Here is a 16,235-nt window from a genome sequence, read left to right as displayed (position 1 = left end):
CATTTTGCTCTAAAACCGACTCCAGATTCCGTGGAGCGAGAGCCGTATGTCGACCGAAGCCATAGCCGTTGATGCCCTGACGATCGAAGATGCCGCCGCCGAGCTTGAGTGGCTCGCCAAGGAGATCGCCCGCAACGACGAGCTTTATCACGGCGAGGATCGCCCGGCGATTTCCGATGCCGAGTATGATGCACTGAAGCGTCGCAACGACGCGATCGAGGCGCGCTTTCCGGAACTCATTCGCGAGGACAGTCCGTCGCGGCGTGTCGGTATCGCGCCTTCGGTAACGTTCGCGCCCGTTGTGCATGCACGGCCGATGCTATCGCTCGACAACACGTTCTCGCAGGAGGACGTGCAGGACTTCGTGGCGAGCGTCTATCGCTTCCTCGGCCGTCTGCCGGACCAGTCGATTGCCTTTACCGCGGAGCCGAAGATCGACGGCCTCTCTATGTCGATTCGCTATGAGAACGGCAGGATGGTGAGCGCTGCAACGCGCGGCGACGGCACGACCGGCGAAAACGTCACGGCCAACATCCGCACGATCAAGGAAATTCCCCAGACGCTGCCGGCGGGGGCACCAGCAGTCGTCGAGGTGCGCGGCGAGGTCTACATGGCCAAGAGCGACTTCCTGGCGCTCAATAAGCAGATGGAAGCCGAGGGGAAGCAGACCTACGTCAATCCGCGCAATACGGCAGCCGGATCGCTGCGGCAGCTCGACGCCAAGGTGACTGCGAGCCGCAAGTTGAAGTTCTTCGCCTATGCCTGGGGTGAGATATCCGACATGCCCTCCGACACACAGTTTGGTATGGTCGAGGTATTCAAGAGCTGGGGCTTTCCGGTCAATCCCCTGATGAAGCGGTTGAATTCCGTCGCCGATATTTTAGCCCACTACGACGAGATCGGCCTGAAGCGACCGGACCTGGACTATGATATCGACGGTGTCGTCTACAAGGTCGACAGCCTGGATCTGCAGCAACGGCTCGGATTCCGCTCCCGCAGTCCGCGCTGGGCGACGGCACATAAGTTCCCGGCCGAGCAGGCTTTCACGACTGTCGAGAACATCGATATCCAGGTGGGCCGCACCGGCGCCCTGACGCCGGTTGCACGGCTGACGCCAATTACCGTCGGCGGCGTCGTCGTAACCAATGCGACCCTGCATAACGCCGATTACATCGAAGGCATCGGGAACTCGGGCGAACGCATCCGCGACGTCGGGCACGACATTCGGATCGGTGACACGGTCATCGTGCAGCGGGCCGGAGACGTTATCCCGCAGGTGCTCGATGTTGTCATGGAGAAGCGCCCCGCTGATGCCGCCCGCTATGAATTCCCGCAAAAATGCCCGGTCTGCGGCAGCCATGCGGTGCGGGAGAAGAACGAAAAGACAGGCAAGCTCGACTCCGTAACGCGCTGCACCGGCGGCTTCATTTGCCGTGCGCAGGCCACCGAGCATCTGAAGCACTTTGTTTCGCGCAATGCCTTCGATATCGAGGGCCTGGGATCGAAGCAGGTCGACTTCTTCTTCGAGAGCGACGATCCGGCGCTGCAGATCCGTAACGCGCCAGATATTTTCACGCTTGAGAAGCGGCAGGCCGGTTCGCTGACAAAGCTTGAAAATATCGAAGGTTTCGGCAAGGTCAGCGTCGGAAAGCTCTATACGGCGATCAACGAGCGGCGGAGCATCGCGCTGCACCGGTTCATTTACGCGCTCGGCATCCGGCACGTCGGCGAGACGACAGCCAAGCTCCTGGCACGCTCCTACGGCACCTATGCCGACTTCGAAGCAGCGATGACAGCTGCCGCGCCGCTCTCGGGCGATGCCTGGAACGACCTCAACGCCATCGAAGGCATCGGTGAGATCGTCGCGCGCGCGATCGTTGAATTCTACAAGGAACCGCGCAATGTCGAGGTGATCTCGCGACTGCTCGCCGAACTGAATGACGGGACGCCCTTGCCTGCAGAGAAGGTTGCTGCTGCAGACAGCCCAGTCGCCGGCAAGACTGTGGTCTTCACCGGTTCGCTGGAGAAGTTCACGCGCGATGAAGCCAAGGCGCGGGCTGAAAGCCTCGGCGCTAAGGTCGCAGGCTCGGTGTCAAAGAAAACCGACATCGTGGTTGCAGGACCAGGCGCAGGCTCGAAACTCGACAAGGCACGCGAACTCGGTGTCCAGACGATGGACGAGGACGAGTGGCTGGCCCTGATCAGCGGATGAGGGATCGGCTGTCACCGACCTCGGAGCGTTCCTCTACCGCTTGATGCGCGCCATCGCGTAAGCATCGACGTAGCTGCCGGCGCGGAAGGCGAAAGCACGGAGTATACCTTCCTCTTCGAAACCAAATTTCCTGTAAAGGGCCAGGGCGGCTTCGTTGTCGGTGTAAACAGTCAATTCCAGGCGCATGATGTTCAGCCAGTTGTCGGCGGCATCGATGACGGCCGCGAGCATCGCGCTGCCGATGCCGCGACCGGTAAAGTCGTCATGCACGCCCATGCCGATGCTGGCGACGTGACTGCGGCGGCCGTGGTAACGGGTCATGCCGATGTCGCCGACGATCTGCTCGTCGATAATTGCGACCAGACGCATTGCATCCGGATTGCTGTTTTCGACATGGCGGCGGGTCTCTTCAATGCTTTGGTAGGGTGGACGCAAGGTACCGGCACGGAAGCCCGGCAGATTGACCAGCGCCGTCAATGCCTCGGTGTCGGACGGACGGATGGCTCGGATCGACAGTCCGGCGGGTATTTCTCTGGGGTTTGGATTCTTCTGCATGCAACTCTCCTTCTCAGTTTGAGGAGAGCCGGTTCCCGAACCCTGCTCGCCTCGGCAGGGTTTAGGGGATGACGGACTGCTTCTAACGCACCATCGCTCCCGCCAACCCTGCAAGGGTGGTCGTCCGCGTCAGCACAATGGTCACCAATCCGGTCATGCGCCATGATTTCGCAATCCGCTTGCGGATGTCAACAGCCGGATTTGCGCGGAGAGGGTGGGGAGGTTATGCCAGATCCATGCTATCGAATCGGAAATCTCGTTGAAAACCATCGCCATTGATTTCGAAACCGCCAACGAACAACGCGGCAGCGCCTGTTCGGTGGGACTGGCATGGATTGAGGACGGCAAGGTTACCCGCGTCGAGGAGCGTCTGATCCGGCCGAAGGAGATGCGGTTCTCCGGTATGAACATCGCCATTCACGGCATCCGGCCTGAGCATGTCGAGGACGCGCCGGCGTTTCCGGAAGTGATGGACGAATTCCACGACGATTTCCGAGGTGCGACCATGATTGCGCACAATGCAGCGTTCGATTTCAGCGTCTGGCGCGCGAGCCTCGATCTCTATCGGCAGTCCTATCCGGAGCTGACGTATCTCTGTAGCCTGAAGATGGCCCAGCGGATCTGGCCGCATTTCCTCTCGCACCGGCTCAACATGATCGCCGAGCATCTCGGCCTGCGTTTTGCGCATCACAATGCCGCCGAGGACGCCGCCGTCTGCGCGCATGCCGCGATCGCGATGGCAAAGGCTGTCGGGGCGGCTGCAGTGAACGCCATTCCCGCTCTGATAGGCATGAAGCCTGGCAGGCTGACGTCGACCGGGTATGAGGCCTGCACCTGCAGGAAGGCGTGAACACTTCCTTGTAAAGGCATCAGGCGCGCTTACCTAAGATGCGGATGCAATCAGGGAACCGTCATGTCCAGAAAGAGTTACATCGCGCTTGCCGCTGCTTCACTCATCGGCCTTAGCGCCGGCGCTGCCTCAGCCGACGTCGTCGGCAAGGTCGGGGTCGACTGGATTGGCAACGACATCATCATCGATGCGGTGGCCGACCCGCAGGTGAAGGGCGTGACTTGCCACGTCACTTATTTCGACCGCAGCGTTATCGATCGCGTGAAGAACGGCAACTGGTTCGAAGACCCCTCGAACAACTCCATCTCCTGCCGGCAGACGGGGCCGATCGAGATTGGCGACATCAATCTGTCGGAGGGCGGCGACGAGGTGTTCAAGACGGGCATGTCGCTTATCTGGAAGAAGCTGGTCGTCAACCGGATCTACGACAAGAAGAACGACACGCTGGTCTATCTCGCCCACTCCCGCGAACTGACTGATGGCTCGGCGAAGATGGCGATTTCAACCATCCCGCTATACGGCCAGAATGTCACGTGGAAGAACGGCAAGCCGCAATAGCAACACGCCTCGTCGCGCTAGGCGCGGCTCTTGGGATGTGCCGGCAGCTCGTCGCAGATGACATCCCAGGACACCTTTTCAGACGTCCAGACGTGAAAGGTCGGATGATACTCATCCGGGTCGTCGAGGCTGACTGTCATGATGTCGATCAGGTCTGGGTCGGCATCGTTCTGATAGCCGATCGGGGAACCGCATGAGCCGCAAAATGTCCTGACAACGCCTCTCGAGGAGGCAAATGCCCGAGGGGCTCCCTGTTCGTATACCAGCGTTCGCACGGGAAAGGTGACGAACGGAAGCGTAGGAGCCGAAGCGACCTTTCGGCATGTCTGACAGTGGCAGATGCCGCTCGCCAGCGGCGCCTCGTCAATTCTGTATCGGACCGCACCGCAGCCGCATCCTCCGGTGTGACGGGTTTTCGCCTCGCGCATTCTGCGTACCCCGTTGTTCTTCTGACAACCATTCGAACGCCCGTTCGCGCACTTCGTTCACTCGAAGCGACGTCGGACGATGCGATGAGGAGATAGCCTGCAATGCGGCCCTAACAATGACCGTACAGAAAAAACCGCTCGCAACGGTTCGATGCGAGCGGTTCGAAAATCTCTTGGCGGTTATGCTGGCTGGTCGCGTCAAGCAGCCTGTGCCAATTCGTCGGCGATTACGGTGTCGAGGTTTAGGAAGCAGACCATGGTCTTTTCCAGGGCGACGATGCCGCGGCAGAAGGCGCGCTGGGCTTCCGGGATGATCTCCGGTGCCGGCTGCAGGTCTTCGCTCTTGATGGTCATCATGTCGGAGACCTGCTCGACCAGCAGGCCGACGAGCTTGCCGGCAATGTCGGTGACGATAATGGCGGAGCGCTCCGACGGCTCGGTCATCTTCATGCCGAGGCGGCAGGCCATGTCGATGACCGGAATTACCGCACCACGAAGATTGATGAGGCCGAGGACGTAGGGCGGTGTGTGCGGCATTGGCGTTACGGGCGCCCAGCCGCGGATTTCGCGGATCGCCATGATGTCGATGCAGAACTCCTGCTCGCCGAGATGGAAGGAGACGATCTCGAGATGCGATCCGGTCTGGTTGATGACGGTATTGTTCATGATCAGAATTCTTCCCAGTTGTCTCCGGCCGGTACGGCCATGGCTCTGGCGGTTGCGCCGCCGCTGAATGCGCCCGCGACCTTGCCGATAAGGCTTCGTGCGGGAGATGGTTTCGGATGCGAGACTGCGGTGGCTTCCCGCGGCGTGGAACGGGCATTCATGCCTTCGCCGATCTTGAACGTCTGGATCAGGTGGATCAGGCTGTCGGCATCGGTGGCGAGCGCGTGACTTGCTGCGTTCGTTTCTTCCACCATGGCCGCGTTTTTCTGCGTGACCTGGTCCATCTGGCTGATGGCCGTATTGATTTCGTTCAGTCCGGTAGATTGTTCGCGTGCAGAGGTTACGATTGATTTAACATGCTCGTCGATGCGCAAAACATCTTCGCCGATCTGGCGCAGGGCTTCGCCGGCCGCCGTTACGAGTTCGCCGCCGGCCTTTACCTCGGCGCCGGATTTTCCGATCAAGGCCTTGATATCCTTGGCGGCACCGGCCGCGCGGCCGGCGAGTTCGCGTACTTCCTGTGCTACGACAGCAAAGCCCTTGCCGGCTTCGCCGGCGCGAGCAGCTTCGACGCCCGCGTTGAGGGCGAGGAGGTTGGTTTGGAAGGCGATCTCATCGATGACGTTGATGATTGTTCCGATCTCGCGCGAGGCGGTCGCGATTCGCTCCATCGCAGCCATGGCATCGGTCACGACCACATCTGATTTCGCGGTATTCTGCCGGGTGTGGGCAACCATGTGGCCGACTTCCTCGGCACGGTTGGTGGCGTTGCGAACCGTCGCGGTGATCTGGTCGAGCGCCGCGGAGGTTTCCTCCAGCGAGGCCGCCTGTTGTTCCGTACGCTTGGCGAGGTCGTCTGCTGCCGAGCGCATCTGCTGGCTGTTTGCCTGGATGGAAGTCCCGTTTCGGGCGATCCCGGCCATTGTCTGGCGGAGCGTCGCCGTGGTGTGATTGAAGTCGGTGCGCAAGCGCTCAAGCTCTGCCGTGAACGGCTGATTGATGGTGACTGTCACGTCTCCGCCCGCGAGGCGCGTAAGGCCGTCGCCCAACGCATGGACTGCATCGTTGAGCGCTTCGGCGTCCGCAAGCTTCGCTGCTTCACGGCTGCGGCGCTCGGCGTCGCTCTGCTGGCGTTCGCTGTCGCTACGCGCCTGCAATTCCTGCTTCTCGATTGCGGCAAGCCGGAAGCTCTCCGCTGCGCGTGCCATGTCGCCGATCTCATCGCCCCGGTCAGTGGCGGGGACAAGGCTATTGAGATCGCCGCGCATGATGCCCTGCATGCTTTTTCGCACACCCTCGATACCGCGACGGATGGAACCGCCATGGATGTATTGCAGGGTGCCCATTGTCAGGATGGCGACGATGCCAAGTCCCAGCTGGATCAGTATCGCCCGCTCCGAGATTGCGTTTGCCTCGTCGATACGCGCTTTGGCCAATTCGCCGCCTTCGTGGGCGAGCTTGTCCAGTGTCGCGCCCACCTTGTCGCCGCCACCGTCGATGGCGTCGTCCAGCTTGTCAAATTCACTGTCCGGCGCCCCGGCTTCGACAGCAGATTTCAAGTCTCCGACGACATTTTTCCCCAGAGACGCCACGTCTGCACCATAGGTGGACAACAGGTTTCCGGCGTTCAGCTCTTCGCCCAGGCGGTGCATCTCCTTGGAGCTGTTCTGCAGCTCGCCGATCGCCTCGTTCATCAGCTTCAGGCGTTCGGGCATCACGGCGCGATCGCCACGGTCGACGATGGTGTCCATGGCGGCAAGAATGAGGGTGAGGTTTGCGGCGCGCATCTCGTTAATCTGGTCGACGCTGGCCTGGATTTCGTTGGCATGTCTCAAAGCCGCGTCGGCGCTCGAATTTTGATACCAGCCAACTGCAAGCATCGAGCCGAAGCCAATGAACGCCGCGCCGGCAAGTGTCCCCAGCCGTTGGCCTACAGAGAGGCTCTTGCGCACTTTCATATCAGTCATTGATGATCATCCCCCTCCGCGATGAGACGCGGTGTGCATCTTGCGCTCACGCGGATAGCCGGGGATTGAAATGCCGGGTGGACCTCATGTCACGAGAACGTAGAACGTTCTATCCATTCCTAAATATAGATATGTATTTTTAAGTATTTGCTAACCCTCAAAGATTGCAACCGTCTTTGTTTCATCTGCTAAGTGGTTGAAGATTTTGGTTTTTGTGAAACCGATTTCGCCTTTTCCGTGTGCTGGTGGGGCAATCGGTCGCCACTGGGAAACGTGTTGTTGAATTGCGCCCCGAAGCAGGAGGCGATATCACCCGATAAACGGGAATAATCCCGATCTTTGAGGTTCGATCGATGAAGACTGTCCGCATTGCGGTCTGGGTTGCGGTGCTGCTGATGGCCGGAATTCTCGGCTGGCTGACGCTTAATGTCACCAAGACGAAGGAGGCCGTTTCCGAGGGGCCGTTCGGCGTGCCGTTCACGCTCGTTGCCCAGGACGGCAAGCCGATCACCGAGCAGGCCTTCCGGGGCAAGCCGACGGCGCTCTTCTTTGGCTTCACCCATTGCCCGGAGGTCTGCCCGACAACGCTCTTTGAGATGAACGGTTGGCTGGAGAAGGTCGATCCGGATGGCAAGAAGCTGCAGGCCTATTTCGTGACCGTCGATCCGGAGCGCGACACGCCTGAGGTGATGAACGAATACGTTTCCAACGTGTCCAAGCGCATCGTCGGCATATCAGGCGCGCCCGACAAGATTGCCGATGTCATCAAGGGCTACCGCGTCTACGCCAAGAAGGTTCCGGTGGACGAAAGCAATCCGAACGGCGACTACACGATGGATCACACGGCTTCTGTCTTCCTGCTCGATTCGGAAGGGCGGTTCTCCGGTACCATCGCCTATGGCGAAAATCCCGATACGGCTGTAAAGAAACTGGAGAACCTCGTCAGCAAGGGATGACGGCATGGCGTCAGGGCATCGCAGCATCTTGATCGCCGGAGCCGGTGCGACTGGTCTGACTGCTGCTCTTGAACTCGCCCGCCGCGGCCACCTCCCGCGCATCGTCGATAGCGACGCCGGACCGGTGCCCCTAACGGAAAGCCGTGCTCTCGGCATCAATGCCAGAACGCTGACGCTGCTTTCACCTTCGCGTGTGACGGACACGATCCTGCAGGAAGCGCAGCAGATACAGCACTTCCGGATCGCCGCCAAAGGCAAGGTCCTTGCCGACATCGACACCACGGAGGTTCCCGGTCCCTACAGTGCCATCCATGCGCTGGCGCAAGGGCATACCGAGCGGCTGCTGCTCGGCAAGCTTTCCGACTACGAGATTGCTCCGGAGTGGCAAACCGTCGTGGAGGCGGTTTCCGGCGATCTTTCGAAACCGAAGGTGACGCTAAGGAAGCTGGATGGTTCGGTCGAAACCGCGGATTTCGATATCGTGATCACGGCCGACGGGTCCCATTCAACGGTGCGAGAAGCCCTCGGCATCGGTTTCCCCGGGCAGGTGCTGGAGAGCAGCTTTTACCTGGCGGATTTTCGCTACGCCGGACCGGTCGATCCCAGCTTTGCCGAGATCAGCCTGTTCGATCCTGGCATGATCGGGCGCTTGCCTGTGACGCGTGACGTGCTGCGCTACATTTCGACGCTCCCCGATTTCGAGAGCCGCATCGAGCATCCCGCGCCCATTGCTGAGCGGGTCTGGGCGTCCGATTTTCGCATTCACTTTCGTCGTGCCGAGGTAATGGCGAGGGGCAACGTTTTCCTTGCCGGGGATGCTGCGCACATTCATTCGCCTGCCGGGGCGCGGGGGATGAACCTTGGCATCGAAGACGCATGCTGGTTGGCCTGGCTGATCTCGGAGAGGCGGGAGCAGGAGTATGCGGTGCTCAGGATGCCTGCTGTGACGACGGTGCTGAAGCAGACCCATCAATTGACATCGCTAATCACAATGACACATCCGATGGCAATCGCGATCCGCAATCTTGCCGTACCGGTTCTTTTGCGGATACCTGCATTCCGACAAAAATTGCTTCACGGTGTTTCCGGATATGATACGCAGTCGCCGCCCTGGATCGATGGCGCCCCATAAAAGAAAGAGTGATTGTGAGTGAAATACGCCTTTATGTGACGACGACCGAAGTGCAGGCCGGTGAGATTCTGGACCTGCTGTCCGAGGTCTTCGGCGAAGAAGACTTCGCGATCGCGACGACTGAAATCGACGAGAAGAAGGACATTTGGGAAGCCTCCGTCTACATGATGCGTGAAGACGAGGCGCAGGTTCGCGCGCGTGTCGAAGACGCGCTGAAGACGAGCTTTCCCGACGCCAAGGTCGAACGCGAGGTGATCCCTGACGTCGATTGGGTCGCCAAGTCACTCGAGGGCCTGAAGCCGGTTCGGGCAGGGCGGTTCCTCGTCCATGGCTCGCACGACCGCGACAAGGTACGGCCCGGGGACATTGCGATCGAGATCGATGCGGGCCAGGCGTTCGGTACGGGTCACCACGGTACGACGGCTGGCTGCCTGGAGACGATCGATCGTGTTCTTCGTTCCCGCTCCGTGCGGAATGCGCTCGACCTCGGAACCGGTAGCGGCGTTCTGGCGATTGCCGTGAGGAAGCTGCGTAACATTCCCGTTCTCGCCACCGATATCGACCCGGTCGCAACTCGGGTCGCGGCCGAGAACATCAGAAGCAACGGGATTGCGTCCGGTATCTCGACGGCGACAGCGCCGGGTTTTCACTCGACGGCCTTTTCCACACATGGTCCCTTCGATCTCATCATCGCCAACATCCTCGCGCGACCGCTGATCAAGATGGCGCCGCAGCTCGTCAACCACCTGGCGCCGGGAGGCTCGGTCATCCTCTCCGGCATTCTGGCCGCGCAACGCTGGAAGGTGCTTGCCGCCTATAATGGTGCGCACCTGCGGCATGTCCGCACGATCTGGCGAAACGGTTGGGTGACGATCCATCTCGACCGCCCTTGAGATGAAGGCAAAAGAAAAGGCGGTGCCAATGGCACCGCCTTGAGACCAGTTTCCCGGTCAGTGCCCGCGAGCTCGAAGGAGGAGGAGCGCTCGAGCGGGCTTCTACTGTTCTGATCGCCGATCCCGTGAGGGAGGAGGAGAAGGGAGCGGCGAGTTGCTCAGAACGTGTAGCTGGTTGCGACCTGATGGCGCGTAACCCTGTGGCCGGCGCCGAGCAGCTTGAGGGTGTCCTCATGCGGCGGACGGCGCGAGCCGATGATGTGACGCACAGTCTGGCGCTCGCCAGCCTGCACCGGGCTGCTGTAAGCGAAGCGCGACAGAGGGGCAGTCATATCCAAATTCCTTTTGTTTCGTTTCAGGTTCGTCTCGAACCCGTCTGATGGCGCCTATATAGCGATTTAGAAAAGCTGAGGGAGAGGGTTTCCTTCATGGGAGCCATGCAGAGAATGCATAAAGCGTGCCAGTTTGTGAATCGGCGCCTCATTTCCGCCGAATTATTGCGCGGCTCTCACTCAGGTATCGCGTAGCAATTTCTCGTATTCTCATGAAATTCCGATACCATAGCCGAATCTCTTCGCTGAGGGGATCGTCCAAAAAAACGGGTTAGTGAGCATGTTCCAGTCTTTCGAAGTCACCTCGACGCCACAATTCGGCCGCGATCGCGTTTCGGCCCTGCGCGCAAGCTTTGATGCGCTTGGCATCGACGCCTTTCTGGTGCCGCGCGCCGACGAGTTCAACGGCGAATACGTGCCAGCTTGCTCGGAACGCTTGTCGTGGCTGACGGGTTTCACGGGCTCGGCGGGGGTCGCGCTGGTGACGCGTTCGGAGGCGATTGTCTACGTGGACGGGCGCTACGTGACGCAACTTGCCGAGCAAGTCGACAACGCGCTCTTCACCGGTGGGGACCTTGTGAACGAGCCGCCTCATGCCTGGCTTGCAAAGAATGGCTCCAAGGGCTTGCGTCTTGGCATTGATCCCTGGCTGCACTCCGGGGCGGAGGTGCGGCGACTTGAAAAGGCGCTTGCCGAAATTGGCGGTTCGCTCGTTGTCCTGCCTCACAATCCTCTGGACAAACTCTGGAGCGACCGGCCGCAGGAGCCGTTGGGGCAGGTGACAATCCAGAACATCGTCCAGGCGGGCGTGCTCGCAACCGACAAGATCGCAACGGTCGCGGCCGATCTTGCAAAGAAGAACCTCAAGGCGGCGCTGATCGCGGATCCGTCTTCGGTCGCCTGGATCTTCAATATCCGCGGTGCCGATGTGCCGCACACGCCGCACCCGCTGGCGCGGGCGATCATCTATGCCGATGGCAAGGCGGACCTCTTCCTCGACAAGCGCAAGACCGGTATCGAACCCGAAGCCTATCTCGCTCAGATGTGCATGCAGCTTCCGCCGTCGGAGCTCGAAAAGAAACTGTCAGCTGTTGCAAAGGATGGTGGTCGCGTCTTCGTGGATCCTGACCTCACCTCGTATGCCCTGGCGGAGATCATTCGCAAGGGAGGTGGCGAAGTCGTGGAAGGGAATGATCCCGCAAAGCTTCCGCGAGCGGTGAAGAACAACGTTGAGATTAACGGTTCCGCGGCCGCGCATCTGCAGGATGGCGCAGCGATGGTCGAGTTTCTCTACTGGCTGTCGCAAGTCAAGCCCGGGACCGTGTCGGAAATCGACGTGGCGGAGAAGCTCGAAGTAGCGCGCGCCCGTGTCGGGCAGAGCATGCAGAACCCGCTGAAGGACATTTCGTTCGATACGATTTCCGGTGCCGGCGAGCACGCGGCGATCATGCACTATCGCGTCACGACGGAAACGAACCGCAAGCTGGAAGCCGGGGAGCTTTTCCTGATCGACTCCGGCGCCCAGTACATCAACGGCACGACGGACATTACCCGCACCGTCGGGATCGGTTCGGTCACCGAGGAGCACAAGCGCTTCTTCACGCTGGTGCTGAAGGGCATGATCCAGATCAGCACCGCGCGTTTTCCGAAAGGCACCCGCGGCTGCGATCTCGATCCGCTGGCCCGCATCGCGCTCTGGCGGGCGGGGGCCGATTTCGCCCATGGCACCGGCCACGGTGTCGGGTCCTACCTTTCGGTGCATGAAGGTCCGCAACGCATCGCCAGGTTATCAACGCAGGAATTACTGCCGGGGATGATCCTCTCGAACGAGCCCGGCTACTACCGTCCCGGCGCTTTCGGCATCCGCATCGAGAACCTGATCTACGTCCGCGAGGCAGAGGCAATCGATGGCGGCGACACGCCAATGCTCGGGTTCGAGACGCTGACCTTCTGTCCGATCGATCGCAGCCTCGTCATTCCAGAACTTCTGAACCATGACGAGTTGCATTGGCTGAACAATTATCATGAGCGCACGCGGGAGGCGCTGATGCCGCTGATCCACGACCACGACGTCAAGGCGTGGCTGGAGAACTCGACCTTGCCGCTGGAATACTGAGCCAGGCGGCCTTGCTCGCCGCCGATGGCGTCACATGCCGATCGTGTGACGCCAGCCCAGAACGAAGAGCCACGCGACGATCAGCATCCAGGTGTGCGAGGCCCGCAGGCCAACGACGAGTGCGACGAGCAGGGCCAGCTTCGAATCCCAGCCCCCCATGAAGAAGGCCGGCGCGACAAGCGTCGTCAAGACTGCAGCTGGGACCGCAGCAAGTGCGGCCTCCATGCGTGGCGGAATGCGCTTCATCGTGGTGATGAGGATATAGCCGCCGATGCGGGTTGCGTAGGTTGCAACCGCCGCAGCGACGATCACGAGTGCCATATGAAGATCGAAGGCCATCGTCATACCTCGTGCAGATCGGATTCGAGTTCCTGTTCGTGGGGCGGCGGTGGGAACAGGGCGGCAAGGATGATTCCCGCTGCGGCACCCAGGCTGACGTGCCAAGGTGAGCCGACATAGTGATAGGCGACAACAGAGGCGACCGCACTGACGGCGGCGACCGGCAGAAAGTTGTCGCGATGGCGGAAATCCAGGACGATGCCGAGGAAGTAGGCCGGCAGCAGGATGTCGAGACCGATCAACTTCGGGTCGCCGATGTAGTTGCCGAGCAGCCCGCCGAGCAGGCTCACCAGGACCCAGGGGATGTAGATGATGATGCCGAAGCCGAGGTACCAGACAAAGGTGACCGGCTTGCCGGCTTCGCCGCGCTTCAGCGTTTCGGCAAACTGCGGATCGACCAGCAGGAAAAAGGTGAAGAATTTCTGGAGCGGCGAAAAATGCTTGATGTAAGGGGCGATGGCCGCCGAATAGAGGACATGGCGAAAGTTGACGGCCAGGATGGAGGCGACGATCAGCCACGCCTGGACGTTATGGCCGAACAGTTCGAGGCCGACCATCTGGCTCGCGCCGGCATAGACCGTGGCGCTCATGAAGGTCACTTCCGCGAGCGACATGCCGTTATCGACTGCGAGCGCTCCAAACAATGCCCCAAACGGGGCCGAGGCCATCGCAATGGCTGAGCCACCGCGCAAGCCGTCGAAAAAATCAGCGCGACTCATCGGCGATAATCCTTCTGGAATTTTGTCCCCCGTCTAGGGACGGGCGGTATCCGCCGCAAGCAAATTTCCTTGATTGACCGATCGATTTCGCTGAACGATGCACACGCGACTGATTGCCGTTCGAGGAACAAAGATGACCCGGATCGAACTATCGAAAGAGGAAAAGGCCGAACTCATTGCGCGGATCCAGCACTATTTCGATAGTGAGTTGGACCAACCGATCGGCCTCCTGAAAGCGGAGTTTGTTCTCGAGTTTTTCGCGAAGGAAGTTGGCGCCGCTTACTACAAGAAGGGGCTCGAGGATGCGCAAGTCGCGCTTGCCAGACGCATGGATGACTTTTCCGAGGACGTCTATGAGTTGCAGCGGACTGCGACGGAGTGATCAGCCTTCCAAAATTTGTCGGCTGGTGACGATGTCGATGCCGTGCTCGCGCATTTCCTTGACCGCGATCGCAACACCTTCGGGTGTGATCCCACGGCTGGCATCTTCGACAAAGCGAACCCGCACTCCGGGCATCATTTCGGTCGCATCGAGGACGGAGAACTTCACACAATAGTCGGTTGCGAGACCGCAAACGTCGAGTTCCGTGACATCCTGCCCCTCGAGAAAGTCGGCGAGCCCGGTGAGGGCGTCCTGATCGTTGTCGCGGAATGCCGAGTAGCTGTCGACACCACGATTCTCGCCTTTCTGGAGGATGAGATCGATCTCGCCCGTCTTGAGATCGGGATGCAGTTCAGCGTCCACCGTTCCTTGAACGCAATGGTCCGGCCACATCATCTGCGGCTTGCCGGAGAGCGTCCCTAATTCGAACGGCTGCTTGCCGGGATGAGATGAGGCAAAGCTTCCATGGCCGGCAGGATGCCAGTCCTGGGAGGCGACGATCAGGTCATACTTGCCGCTCTCGATCAGGCGGTTTGCGATGGGAACCACTTGGTCGCCATCCGGCACCGGCAGGTTGCCGCCCGGGCAAAAGCCATTCTGAATATCGACTAGAAGCAAGGCTTTCATCGGTGCGACTCCCTCGATTTGCACTGCAACATGCCAAGGGCCGAGGGACGGCGCAAGCGCCGAAACGCTTCGCCGCATGGGCGGCGAAGCGGGCCTTGAAATGGTCAGGTCGGCCGGTGCCCCTTCAGCCCATAAAAGGCAATGTAAGCATAGCACAGAACCGGCATCAGGAAGGCGAGATGTATGCCGATCGTGTCAGCAAGGGCGCCTTGCAAAAGCGGCAGCAAGGCGCCGCCGACGATTGCCAGGCAAAGGATTCCAGAGCCTTGGCTCGTGTATTTTCCAAGGCCGTACAGTGCGAGACTGAAGATCGTTGGGAACATGATCGAGTTGAAGAGGCCGATTGCGAGGACCGACCACATGGCGACGTGACCGCCCGAGAAGACGGTGAGTAACAGCAACAGGATGACCGCGGCTGCATTGAAGGCCAAGGCCTTGCCGTCATCGACGTAGCGCATCACGACAGCACCAATGAACCGGCCGATCATCGCGCCGCCCCAGAAGTAGGATACATGATGGGCGGCCTCGGCTTCCGAAAAGCCTGCTATATCCGGCTGGCTCATGAAGTTGACCAGGAAGCTGCCGATGCTGACCTCCGCGCCGACATAGAGGAAGATGCCGATTGCGCCGAGCACGAGATGGCGATACTGCCAGGCCGAGCCGCCGCCGGTGATCGGCTCAATATCTTCCGCACCTTCAACCTGGGGGAGCTTGAGGGCTGCAAAGAGCGCGGCGAGTAACAGGAAGGCGACAGCCAGCAGCATATAGGGGAACTTCACAGCGCTCGCTTCGGCAAGCCTGACGGCGTCGAGTTGTTCCGGAGTGGTGCCCGCAACGGCGGCCGCTGTCGCCGACAGGATCAGGACTGCGCCGAACATCGGGGCAAGTGTCGTGCCGAGGGAGTTGAAGGCCTGTGTCAAGGTCAGGCGGCTTGCGGCGGTGTCGGGTGGACCGAGGACCGTGACATACGGGTTTGCCGCGACCTGTAGCACGGTGATCCCAGTTGCCAGCACGAAGAGGGCGCCGAGGAAGAGTGCATAGATACGGTAGCTTGCGGCCGGAATGAAGAGCGCGCAACCGATGGCGGAAATGATCAGGCCCGTCACGATCCCCCACTTGTAGGTGATGCGCTTGACGAGCGCGCCGGCGGGCAGGGAGACGATGAAGTATGCGCCGAAGAAGCAGAGCTGGATCAGCATCGATTGCGTGTAATTCAGCTGGAAGACGTTCTTCAGGTGCGGAATGAGAATGTCGTTCAGGCAGGTGATGAAACCCCACATGAAAAACAACGATGTCAGGGCCACGAGGGCAAATTGATAGCTCGCTGCCGGGGAAGCCGATGCCGGGCGCGTCGTCGCGGCACTGTTGGTGATGATACCAGCCACAGTCTTGTACCTCTTGTTCTTGTTGCGCCGGAAATTTTCTCTTGAAGCCGTCGAAACGGCGGGCCGGCGGTGGCTCGGCAAGGCACTTGGGAGGAGGCATGCAGCAAGCCACAAGGCT

The 16,235-nt window shown here is 60.2% G+C and carries 17 protein-coding genes; 8 read left to right on the top strand and 9 right to left on the bottom strand.

Translation table 11 applies throughout. The features are described from left to right. Window positions 1–46: 46 nt before the first annotated feature. Window positions 47–2,212, top strand: coding sequence for an NAD-dependent DNA ligase LigA (gene ligA / locus AF71_RS12050; RefSeq protein ID WP_169681452.1), 2,166 nt, complete (start codon window positions 47–49; stop codon window positions 2,210–2,212). A 33-nt stretch (window positions 2,213–2,245) separates the two neighbouring features. Here the strand turns inward: ligA and AF71_RS12045 are convergent, their stop codons facing one another. After that, a complete protein-coding gene (locus AF71_RS12045; protein ID WP_169681449.1) occupies window positions 2,246–2,767 on the bottom strand; it encodes a GNAT family N-acetyltransferase in 522 nt (173 codons plus the stop codon). Window positions 2,768–3,026: 259 nt separating this feature from the next. On the opposite strand from AF71_RS12045, the gene AF71_RS12040 reads away from it, so the two are divergent. Both AF71_RS12040 and AF71_RS12035 read left to right on the top strand, forming a co-directional pair. Continuing rightward, window positions 3,027–3,617 carry a 3'-5' exonuclease gene (locus AF71_RS12040; protein WP_018858337.1) on the top strand — a complete coding sequence of 197 codons (591 nt, stop codon included), beginning with the start codon at window positions 3,027–3,029 and terminating at the stop codon, window positions 3,615–3,617. A gap of 63 nt (window positions 3,618–3,680) precedes the next feature. Continuing rightward, window positions 3,681–4,175, top strand: a complete 495-nt coding sequence (locus AF71_RS12035) for a CreA family protein (RefSeq protein WP_018858338.1) — start codon at window positions 3,681–3,683, stop codon at window positions 4,173–4,175. A 17-nt stretch (window positions 4,176–4,192) separates the two neighbouring features. Here AF71_RS12035 and AF71_RS12030 read toward each other — a convergent pair whose 3' ends face one another. The 3 genes from AF71_RS12030 to AF71_RS12020 form a co-directional block, all read right to left on the bottom strand. Further along, window positions 4,193–4,603 carry a GFA family protein gene (locus tag AF71_RS12030; protein ID WP_018858339.1) on the bottom strand — a complete coding sequence of 137 codons (411 nt, stop codon included), beginning with the start codon at window positions 4,601–4,603 and terminating at the stop codon, window positions 4,193–4,195. Between the two features lie 198 nt (window positions 4,604–4,801). Then, window positions 4,802–5,269: a chemotaxis protein CheW gene (locus AF71_RS12025; RefSeq protein WP_018858340.1), complete on the bottom strand. Its 468-nt coding sequence runs from the start codon at window positions 5,267–5,269 to the stop codon at window positions 4,802–4,804. A gap of 2 nt (window positions 5,270–5,271) precedes the next feature. Next, entirely contained in the window at window positions 5,272–7,236 is a 1,965-nt protein-coding gene (locus AF71_RS12020; protein ID WP_169681447.1) for a methyl-accepting chemotaxis protein, read from the bottom strand. 353 nt (window positions 7,237–7,589) lie between these two features. Between AF71_RS12020 and AF71_RS12015 the strand changes: the two genes are divergently transcribed. The 3 genes from AF71_RS12015 to AF71_RS12005 are packed head-to-tail and all read left to right on the top strand — an operon-like array spanning window position 7,590 to window position 10,217. Then, window positions 7,590–8,192: an SCO family protein gene (locus AF71_RS12015; protein WP_018858342.1), complete on the top strand. Its 603-nt coding sequence runs from the start codon at window positions 7,590–7,592 to the stop codon at window positions 8,190–8,192. Window positions 8,193–8,196: 4 nt separating this feature from the next. Beyond that, window positions 8,197–9,324 carry an NAD(P)/FAD-dependent oxidoreductase gene (locus tag AF71_RS12010; RefSeq protein ID WP_169681445.1) on the top strand — a complete coding sequence of 376 codons (1,128 nt, stop codon included), beginning with the start codon at window positions 8,197–8,199 and terminating at the stop codon, window positions 9,322–9,324. Between the two features lie 14 nt (window positions 9,325–9,338). Then, the gene (locus tag AF71_RS12005) at window positions 9,339–10,217 is read left to right on the top strand and encodes a 50S ribosomal protein L11 methyltransferase (protein ID WP_026371944.1); all 879 of its coding nucleotides are present in this window, start codon (window positions 9,339–9,341) and stop codon (window positions 10,215–10,217) included. Window positions 10,218–10,375: 158 nt separating this feature from the next. On the opposite strand, the gene AF71_RS12000 is transcribed toward AF71_RS12005, so the two are convergent. Further along, window positions 10,376–10,549 carry a hypothetical protein gene (locus tag AF71_RS12000; RefSeq protein WP_018858345.1) on the bottom strand — a complete coding sequence of 58 codons (174 nt, stop codon included), beginning with the start codon at window positions 10,547–10,549 and terminating at the stop codon, window positions 10,376–10,378. A 280-nt stretch (window positions 10,550–10,829) separates the two neighbouring features. Here AF71_RS12000 and AF71_RS11995 point away from each other — a divergent pair, with 280 nt between their 5' ends. Further along, a complete protein-coding gene (locus AF71_RS11995) occupies window positions 10,830–12,665 on the top strand; it encodes an aminopeptidase P family protein (RefSeq protein ID WP_169681443.1) in 1,836 nt (611 codons plus the stop codon). A gap of 30 nt (window positions 12,666–12,695) precedes the next feature. Here the strand turns inward: AF71_RS11995 and AF71_RS11990 are convergent, their stop codons facing one another. Beyond that, window positions 12,696–13,004, bottom strand: coding sequence for an AzlD domain-containing protein (locus tag AF71_RS11990; RefSeq protein WP_169681441.1), 309 nt, complete (start codon window positions 13,002–13,004; stop codon window positions 12,696–12,698). 2 nt (window positions 13,005–13,006) lie between these two features. Beyond that, window positions 13,007–13,723, bottom strand: a complete 717-nt coding sequence (locus AF71_RS11985) for an AzlC family ABC transporter permease (RefSeq protein WP_018858348.1) — start codon at window positions 13,721–13,723, stop codon at window positions 13,007–13,009. Between the two features lie 133 nt (window positions 13,724–13,856). Here AF71_RS11985 and AF71_RS11980 point away from each other — a divergent pair, with 133 nt between their 5' ends. Then, window positions 13,857–14,105 (top strand): DUF2164 domain-containing protein, encoded by a 249-nt coding sequence (locus AF71_RS11980; protein WP_113471819.1) that lies wholly within the window; start codon window positions 13,857–13,859, stop codon window positions 14,103–14,105. On the opposite strand, the gene pncA is transcribed toward AF71_RS11980, so the two are convergent. Beyond that, window positions 14,106–14,732 (bottom strand): bifunctional nicotinamidase/pyrazinamidase, encoded by a 627-nt coding sequence (gene pncA, locus AF71_RS11975; RefSeq protein ID WP_169681439.1) that lies wholly within the window; start codon window positions 14,730–14,732, stop codon window positions 14,106–14,108. It abuts the gene before it with no gap. Window positions 14,733–14,836: 104 nt separating this feature from the next. Further along, window positions 14,837–16,108 carry a sugar MFS transporter gene (locus tag AF71_RS11970; RefSeq protein ID WP_348644129.1) on the bottom strand — a complete coding sequence of 424 codons (1,272 nt, stop codon included), beginning with the start codon at window positions 16,106–16,108 and terminating at the stop codon, window positions 14,837–14,839. Window positions 16,109–16,235 lie beyond the last annotated feature (127 nt).

Origin of the sequence: Rhizobium sp. 57MFTsu3.2, assembly GCF_012932765.1 — a bacterium.
GTDB classification, from domain to species: Bacteria; Pseudomonadota; Alphaproteobacteria; order Rhizobiales; family Rhizobiaceae; genus Rhizobium; species Rhizobium altiplani.
Note: the sequence above shows the minus strand (reverse complement) of the source record. Positions and strands in the feature narration are given on the sequence as shown.

Coding starts and splice junctions, on each gene's coding strand:
- ligA (WP_169681452.1), top strand. CDS start 47: ATGTCGACCGAAGCCATAGCCGTTGATGCCCTGACGATCGAAGATGCC.
- AF71_RS12045 (WP_169681449.1), bottom strand. CDS start 2,767: ATGCAGAAGAATCCAAACCCCAGAGAAATACCCGCCGGACTGTCGATC.
- AF71_RS12035 (WP_018858338.1), top strand. CDS start 3,681: ATGTCCAGAAAGAGTTACATCGCGCTTGCCGCTGCTTCACTCATCGGC.
- AF71_RS12030 (WP_018858339.1), bottom strand. CDS start 4,603: ATGCGCGAGGCGAAAACCCGTCACACCGGAGGATGCGGCTGCGGTGCG.
- AF71_RS12025 (WP_018858340.1), bottom strand. CDS start 5,269: ATGAACAATACCGTCATCAACCAGACCGGATCGCATCTCGAGATCGTC.
- AF71_RS12020 (WP_169681447.1), bottom strand. CDS start 7,236: ATGACTGATATGAAAGTGCGCAAGAGCCTCTCTGTAGGCCAACGGCTG.
- AF71_RS12015 (WP_018858342.1), top strand. CDS start 7,590: ATGAAGACTGTCCGCATTGCGGTCTGGGTTGCGGTGCTGCTGATGGCC.
- AF71_RS12010 (WP_169681445.1), top strand. CDS start 8,197: ATGGCGTCAGGGCATCGCAGCATCTTGATCGCCGGAGCCGGTGCGACT.
- AF71_RS12000 (WP_018858345.1), bottom strand. CDS start 10,549: ATGACTGCCCCTCTGTCGCGCTTCGCTTACAGCAGCCCGGTGCAGGCT.
- AF71_RS11995 (WP_169681443.1), top strand. CDS start 10,830: ATGTTCCAGTCTTTCGAAGTCACCTCGACGCCACAATTCGGCCGCGAT.
- AF71_RS11990 (WP_169681441.1), bottom strand. CDS start 13,004: ATGGCCTTCGATCTTCATATGGCACTCGTGATCGTCGCTGCGGCGGTT.
- AF71_RS11985 (WP_018858348.1), bottom strand. CDS start 13,723: ATGAGTCGCGCTGATTTTTTCGACGGCTTGCGCGGTGGCTCAGCCATT.
- AF71_RS11980 (WP_113471819.1), top strand. CDS start 13,857: ATGACCCGGATCGAACTATCGAAAGAGGAAAAGGCCGAACTCATTGCG.
- pncA (WP_169681439.1), bottom strand. CDS start 14,732: ATGAAAGCCTTGCTTCTAGTCGATATTCAGAATGGCTTTTGCCCGGGC.